This window comes from Paenalcaligenes suwonensis (genome assembly GCF_011290505.1).
GTDB lineage: Bacteria > Pseudomonadota > Gammaproteobacteria > Burkholderiales > Burkholderiaceae_B > Paenalcaligenes > Paenalcaligenes suwonensis.
Genome location: NZ_JAANPV010000015.1, coordinates 23,429 through 29,625 on the forward strand (window position 1 = coordinate 23,429; position 6,197 = coordinate 29,625).

The window sequence follows — 6,197 nt, forward strand, 5'->3', positions numbered from 1 at the left end:
TTGAGTATTGCTTTGGTGATAATATTTAGGGCTTGGCTAGAAAAGCCAAGTTTTTTGGTACATTCATAAAGTACATTAGCCCCGACCAATCGCAGTCGGGAATGGAGAAAAAGATGTCGAACTCGACACCTGTGCCTGCCGCTTGGCGGTTGGGACTTGTTGGGCGTAAAGTCGGCATGACTCGCATTTTTACTGAAGACGGTGAATCCGTGCCAGTAACTGTGCTAGACGTGTCCAACAATCGCATCGCACAAGTCAAAACCCCTGAAGTGGATGGCTACGCTGCTGTTCAAGTGGCATACGGCACTCGCCGCGCAACGCGCGTCACTAAAGCTGCCGCTGGTCACTATGCTAAAGCTGGTATTGAAGCTGGTAGCATCCTTAAAGAATTCCGTCTTGACCCTGCAAAAGCAGCTGAGCACACCGCTGGTGCTGTTCTGGCTGTAGAAAGCATTTTCGAAGCAGGCCAGAAGGTAGACGTAACTGGTACAACTATCGGTAAAGGTTTTGCCGGTGTTATCAAGCGTCACAACTTCTCTAGTCAGCGCGCTTCCCACGGTAACTCACTGTCTCACCGTGCCCCCGGTTCTACCGGTATGGCTCAGGATCCAGGCCGTGTGTTCCCAGGTAAGAAAATGGCTGGTCACATGGGTAGCGTTACTCGTACAGTACAAAACCTCGATATCGTGCGTGTAGACGCCGAGCGCGGTTTGTTGTTGGTACGTGGCGCTGTTCCAGGTCACAAAAATGGTGACGTAGTTGTACGTCCCGCCATTAAAGGAGCCTAATCATGGATCTCAAGCTCCTGAATGATCAGGGTCAAGCTGCTTCCACCGTTGCTGCATCGGATGTAGTGTTTGGTCGCGAATTCAACGAATCTCTGGTTCACCAGATTGTTGTTGCTTTCCAAGCTAACGCTCGCAGTGCAAACAGTCAGCAGAAAACCCGTGGTACCGTTTCCCACAGCACACGCAAACCTTGGAAGCAAAAAGGTACAGGCCGTGCTCGTGCTGGTATGTCCTCTTCCCCGCTGTGGCGTGGGGGTGGTCGCGCGTTCCCGAACACTGGCGAAGAAAACTACAGCCACAAAGTTAACAAGAAAATGTACCGTGCAGGTCTGCGCGCTATTCTTTCTCAGTTGGCTCGTGATGACCGTTTGGCTGTAGTAGAAAACTTCGCTGTGGATGCACCAAAAACAAAATTGGCTGCAGCCAAGCTGAAAGACATGGGTCTGGATTCAGTGTTGCTCATTACTGACGCATTTGATGAAAACCTCTATCTGGCTACGCGTAACCTGCCAAACGTTGCTGTGGTCGAACCGCGTTATGCTGACCCCGTATCGTTGATCCACTTCAAAAAAGTGTTGATCACTAAGGCAGCTATCGCTCAACTCGAGGAGATCCTGGGATGAACACAGAGCGTTTATACCAAGTCATCCTAGCTCCTATCGTGACTGAAAAAGCCACGATGGTTGCTGAGCTGAATCAGCAAATCGCTTTCCGCGTTGCCGCTGACGCAACTAAACCTGAAATCAAGGCTGCTGTTGAGCACTTGTTCAAGGTTGAAGTTGAATCTGTTCAGGTTCTGAACCAGAACGGTAAAGCAAAACGATTTGGCCGTTTCCAAGGTCGCCGCCGCAACGAGCGCAAAGCATATGTGTCGCTCAAAGCGGGTCAGGAACTCGACTTTACTGAGGTGAACTAATGGCACTCGTTAAAGTAAAACCTACCTCGGCAGGCCGTCGCAGCATGGTGAAAGTTGTGCACTCTGAGTTGCACAAAGGCGCACCGTACGCTCCCCTGCTGGAGAAAAAATCACGTACAGCTGGCCGTAACAACAACGGTCACATCACTGTACGTCACCGTGGTGGTGGTCACAAACAGCATTACCGTATTGTTGACTTCCGTCGCAACAAGGATGGTATTCCTGCGAAAGTAGAACGTCTGGAATACGACCCTAACCGTACAGCCCACATTGCTTTGTTGTGCTACGCCGATGGTGAGCGTCGTTACATCATTGCTCCACGTGGTCTGGAAGTTGGTGCAACTGTTGTATCCGGTCAGGATGCTCCTATCCGCGCTGGTAACACACTGCCTATCCGTAACATTCCTATCGGTGCAACAATTCACTGCATCGAAATGTTGCCAGGTAAAGGTGCTCAGTTGGCTCGTTCCGCTGGTGCATCCGCTGTGTTGTTGGCACGTGATGGTGCTTACTCTCAGATTCGTCTGCGTTCCGGTGAAGTTCGTCGTGTGCACATTGATTGCCGCGCAACTATCGGTTCCGTAAGTAACGAAGACAACAGCCTGCGTCAAATCGGTAAAGCTGGTGCGACACGCTGGCGTGGTATTCGCCCAACCGTACGTGGTGTAGCCATGAACCCGATCGATCACCCACACGGTGGTGGTGAAGGTCGTACAGGTGAAGGTCGCGAGCCGGTCAGTCCATGGGGTACCCCTGCTAAGGGCTACCGTACCCGCCGTAACAAACGCACAGACAATATGATTGTCTCGCGTCGTAAGCGCAAGTAAGGGGCGTACACATGTCACGTTCGATTAAAAAAGGCCCATTTGTAGACGAGCATCTGATCAAAAAGGTCGATGCAGTGGTCGCGGGCAACGATAAACGGCCGATCAAAACTTGGTCTCGCCGTTCAACCATCCTGCCCGAGTTCATTGGGCTGACTATTGCCGTGCATAATGGCCGTCAACACGTTCCCGTTTACGTAAACGAGAACATGGTTGGCCATAAGCTGGGCGAATTCGCTCTGACCCGTACATTTAAGGGTCACGCTGCGGACAAGAAGTCTCGGAGATAAGCGATGGAAACCACAGCAACAATTCGTGGCGTACGTATTTCAGCGCAAAAAGCACGCTTGGTTGCGGACATGATCCGTGGCAAAAGCGTTTCTTACGCACTGAATACTCTGACTTTCACGCCAAAGAAAGCCGCCGGTATTATCAAAAAAGCGCTTGAGTCCGCTATTGCTAATGCTGAACATAATGACGGTGCCGATATCGATGAACTGCGCGTGACCACAATTTTTGTGGACAAAGCACAGTCATTGAAACGATTCTCTGCTCGTGCCAAAGGCCGCGGTAACCGTATCGAGAAGCAGACCTGCCACATTGTGGTTAAGGTCGGTTAAGGAGTCACAATGGGACAAAAAGTTCACCCAATTGGGTTCCGCCTCGCCGTTAACCGCAACTGGAACTCTCGTTGGTATGCTGATCACAACGAGTTCTCCGGCATGTTGGCTGACGACATCCGAGTACGCGAGTACCTGAAGAAAAAACTGAAGAACGCTTCGGTAAGCCGTGTGCTGATCGAGCGCCCAAACAAAAACGCCCGCATCACCATTTTCTCCGCCCGTCCAGGCGTAGTAATTGGTAAACGTGGCGAAGACATCGAAAGCTTGAAGGCTGACCTTCAGCGTTTGATGGGCGTTCCTGTTCACGTGAACATCGAAGAAGTTCGCAAGCCAGAAACCGATGCTCAGTTGATCGCTGATTCCATCGCCCAGCAATTGGAAAAACGTATTATGTTCCGCCGCGCCATGAAACGCGCTATGCAGAACGCAATGCGTCTGGGTGCACAAGGTATCAAGATTGCTAGCGCTGGTCGTCTGAACGGTATTGAAATTGCCCGTACAGAATGGTACCGCGAAGGTCGCGTGCCTCTGCATACATTGCGTGCCAACATTGACTACGCAACATCAGAAGCTCACACAACCTACGGTATTATCGGTATCAAGGTATGGGTATACAAAGGCGACATGCTTCCTAACGGCGAAATGCCAGTAGAAGCTGCTGCTCCAGAAGAGCGCCGTCACCGCCGTCCTCGTGGCGAACGTCCAGAAGGTCGTCGTCCAGGTCGTGGCCGTGGCCCACGTCGCGATTCTGCTGCTCCTGCGCCTGAAGGAGAATAACTATGTTGCAACCCTCACGCAGAAAGTATCGCAAAGAGCAGAAAGGCCGTAACACTGGTTTAGCCACTCGTGGCAACCTGGTGTCCTTCGGCGACTTTGGCTTGAAAGCAACCGGCCGTGGCCGTTTGACTGCTCGCCAAATCGAAGCAGCTCGTCGTGCGATCAACCGTCACATCAAACGTGGTGGCCGTATTTGGATTCGTATTTTCCCTGACAAACCTATTTCGCAGAAACCTGCTGAAGTACGTATGGGTAGCGGTAAAGGTAGTCCGGAATTCTGGGTCGCTGAAATTCAACCTGGCAAAGTGTTGTACGAAATGGAAGGTGTAAGCGAAGAATTGGCACGTGAGGCGTTCCGCCTGGCTGCCGCTAAGCTGCCTATTTCTACGACCTTTGTATCGCGCCACATTGGTGCTTAAGGAGATCTCATGAAAGCCAGTGAACTCCGTGCTAAAGATACGGCCGAGCTCAATGCAGAGCTCGAGAGTCTGCTGAAAGCACAATTTAGTCTGCGTATGCAGCGTGCAACTCAGCAGCTTTCCAACACCAGCCAGCTATCCAAAGTACGTCGCGACATCGCTCGTGTTCGTACCGTAATGGCTGAGAACGCAGGAAAGTAAGATGAGCGAAACGCAAACAACCCAAACGCAAAAGCGTCAGCGTACTTTGCAAGGTCGCGTGGTCAGCAACAAAATGGATAAAACCGTTGTCGTTCTAGTAGAGCGTCGCGTAAAACATCCTTTGTACGGCAAGATCATGATTCGTACCAACAAGTACAAAGCGCATGATGAGCAAAACCAGTACAACGAAGGCGATGTAGTGGAAATTGCTGAAGGTCGTCCGATCAGCCGCGGTAAATCGTGGTCTGTAGTGCGCCTGGTAACAGCATCTCGCGCTATCTAATGCGTACAACGTAATTTCGGTTACGTGGAAAAGCCCGATTCTTTTGAGTCGGGCTTTTTTTATGCCCATTCTTAACGTAGCTATATAGAGGGTGATTTTCGTACTACCTTTATAGCTAGCTTCGTTTGAGGTATGCCTAGGTGTAGCAGGGTTTTGTTGTTAGGCATACAAGTTGCAGCATCACTGTTGGCCTTGTTGTGTAAAAGGCATAGCGCTACCGCTCACCACGAATAACGAGTCTGCCTGGTCCGTGCTGGCAGAGCTGCAGTCGCAATACTGATCACTGAACGATGGTGATCTATATAGAGGTGTTTTACGGCTTCTCTATATATAGAGTAGTAAGCGGTGAGTGAACGGCGAGTCGAACTATATGACCGGCAACGATCAATGTTGTGGCAAACCCTTAACGGATAGTTGCTAGTGTCCCTCTATAAAAACGTGCGACTGGATTACCGCTATTGAATCCTGGTCTATGTGTTGTGCGGGGGCTAGGAAGAAATATCAGGTCGGTTTCTATGTTCCTGCCTATCTATATAGAAGAGCAACAGATGCAACGAAGCCTATAGGGTGAGTGCTTAACTATCCTGCTATATATAAGAAGGTAGCCCCCTCTATATAGAAGATGGGCTGATGATGACAGTGAAGCAATGTTGGGTTGTTGTGGCCAAGCCTGATGTGAGTGTTTTGCGTTATCAGTGGCTGTTCTGTAAAAAGCACCTTGCATAGACCGTATATGGCTAAGCAAACAACTATGCCTTCAGCTTGTGTAGGCCTGCTTCTATATATAGAGTGATTAAGAATCAGGGTCTGCCTACTACACTATATAGATATAGAGTAGGGCGGTATCTCAAGATGGTACTGTTTATGTACTGAGCTGGCATATGGGACTATGTTGCAGCAACTAGGCTCAGTGTTTTATGTAATCTGTAGTGGTTACAGGCTTAAACAGGCCAGACTACAGCCTCTAGGGGTCTAAAAACCTAGGTTTTAAACTATTTGCAGTATTTTGTAAGAAAAATAACAAAAAGGGGTTGACGCACATGCAAAAAAACAGCTATAGTTACTTTCTTCGCTAAACAAACAGATTGTTCAGCAAGGCAGCAACAACCTTCGGGGCGTTGCGAGTCATTCGAAAGAATGATTAGCAAGAAAATAAAGTTTGACATTGCTTGAAAAATTATGTTAAAGTTTCTTTCTTTGCTGCAGAGCACAGAAGTTAGTTTTCAAGTTTGAAAGTTAAGTTCTGTGAGAAGTTTGAAGTAGTTTCGGTTTGAATGTTTTGAAAAATAAACACTTGACACCAAAAACAAAATGCTTCATAATTTCGCTTCTCTAGTTTAGCTGCAACGGCAGCGACGAGCTACTT

10 protein-coding genes are annotated in these 6,197 nt (G+C 49.2%); all 10 read left to right on the forward strand.

The genetic code is table 11. The annotated features are described in order from the left end of the window. The first annotated feature begins 113 nt into the window (after positions 1 to 113). The 10 genes from rplC to rpsQ are packed head-to-tail and all read left to right on the forward strand — an operon-like array spanning position 114 to position 4,831. Positions 114 to 788, forward strand: a complete 675-nt coding sequence (gene rplC / locus GY634_RS16775) for a 50S ribosomal protein L3 (RefSeq protein WP_166409873.1) — start codon at positions 114 to 116, stop codon at positions 786 to 788. Positions 789 to 790: 2 nt separating this feature from the next. Further along, positions 791 to 1,411, forward strand: a complete 621-nt coding sequence (gene rplD / locus GY634_RS16780; RefSeq protein WP_166409874.1) for a 50S ribosomal protein L4 — start codon at positions 791 to 793, stop codon at positions 1,409 to 1,411. Beyond that, positions 1,408 to 1,704, forward strand: a complete 297-nt coding sequence (gene rplW / locus GY634_RS16785; protein WP_135866143.1) for a 50S ribosomal protein L23 — start codon at positions 1,408 to 1,410, stop codon at positions 1,702 to 1,704. The genes rplD and rplW overlap by 4 nt, the downstream gene beginning before the upstream one ends. Beyond that, entirely contained in the window at positions 1,704 to 2,531 is an 828-nt protein-coding gene (rplB, locus tag GY634_RS16790; protein ID WP_135866144.1) for a 50S ribosomal protein L2, read from the forward strand. Before rplW ends, rplB begins: the two co-directional genes overlap by 1 nt. Positions 2,532 to 2,542: 11 nt before the next feature. Next, positions 2,543 to 2,818, forward strand: a complete 276-nt coding sequence (gene rpsS / locus GY634_RS16795) for a 30S ribosomal protein S19 (RefSeq protein WP_135866146.1) — start codon at positions 2,543 to 2,545, stop codon at positions 2,816 to 2,818. Between the two features lie 3 nt (positions 2,819 to 2,821). After that, entirely contained in the window at positions 2,822 to 3,148 is a 327-nt protein-coding gene (gene rplV / locus GY634_RS16800) for a 50S ribosomal protein L22 (protein ID WP_135866148.1), read from the forward strand. A 9-nt stretch (positions 3,149 to 3,157) separates the two neighbouring features. Next, positions 3,158 to 3,928 (forward strand): 30S ribosomal protein S3, encoded by a 771-nt coding sequence (rpsC, locus tag GY634_RS16805; protein WP_166409875.1) that lies wholly within the window; start codon positions 3,158 to 3,160, stop codon positions 3,926 to 3,928. Between the two features lie 2 nt (positions 3,929 to 3,930). Beyond that, positions 3,931 to 4,347: a 50S ribosomal protein L16 gene (gene rplP / locus GY634_RS16810; RefSeq protein ID WP_166409876.1), complete on the forward strand. Its 417-nt coding sequence runs from the start codon at positions 3,931 to 3,933 to the stop codon at positions 4,345 to 4,347. Between the two features lie 9 nt (positions 4,348 to 4,356). Next, complete coding sequence (rpmC, locus tag GY634_RS16815; protein ID WP_135866154.1) at positions 4,357 to 4,548, forward strand: 50S ribosomal protein L29; 192 nt, start codon at positions 4,357 to 4,359, stop codon at positions 4,546 to 4,548. A gap of 1 nt (position 4,549) precedes the next feature. Further along, on the forward strand, positions 4,550 to 4,831 hold the full coding sequence (gene rpsQ, locus GY634_RS16820) for a 30S ribosomal protein S17 (RefSeq protein WP_166409877.1): 282 nt from the start codon (positions 4,550 to 4,552) through the stop codon (positions 4,829 to 4,831). Positions 4,832 to 6,197: the final 1,366 nt, after the last annotated feature.

Coding starts and splice junctions, on each gene's coding strand:
- rplB (WP_135866144.1), top strand. CDS start 1,704: ATGGCACTCGTTAAAGTAAAACCTACCTCGGCAGGCCGTCGCAGCATG.
- rplD (WP_166409874.1), top strand. CDS start 791: ATGGATCTCAAGCTCCTGAATGATCAGGGTCAAGCTGCTTCCACCGTT.
- rplC (WP_166409873.1), top strand. CDS start 114: ATGTCGAACTCGACACCTGTGCCTGCCGCTTGGCGGTTGGGACTTGTT.
- rplV (WP_135866148.1), top strand. CDS start 2,822: ATGGAAACCACAGCAACAATTCGTGGCGTACGTATTTCAGCGCAAAAA.
- rpmC (WP_135866154.1), top strand. CDS start 4,357: ATGAAAGCCAGTGAACTCCGTGCTAAAGATACGGCCGAGCTCAATGCA.
- rplW (WP_135866143.1), top strand. CDS start 1,408: ATGAACACAGAGCGTTTATACCAAGTCATCCTAGCTCCTATCGTGACT.
- rplP (WP_166409876.1), top strand. CDS start 3,931: ATGTTGCAACCCTCACGCAGAAAGTATCGCAAAGAGCAGAAAGGCCGT.
- rpsQ (WP_166409877.1), top strand. CDS start 4,550: ATGAGCGAAACGCAAACAACCCAAACGCAAAAGCGTCAGCGTACTTTG.
- rpsS (WP_135866146.1), top strand. CDS start 2,543: ATGTCACGTTCGATTAAAAAAGGCCCATTTGTAGACGAGCATCTGATC.
- rpsC (WP_166409875.1), top strand. CDS start 3,158: ATGGGACAAAAAGTTCACCCAATTGGGTTCCGCCTCGCCGTTAACCGC.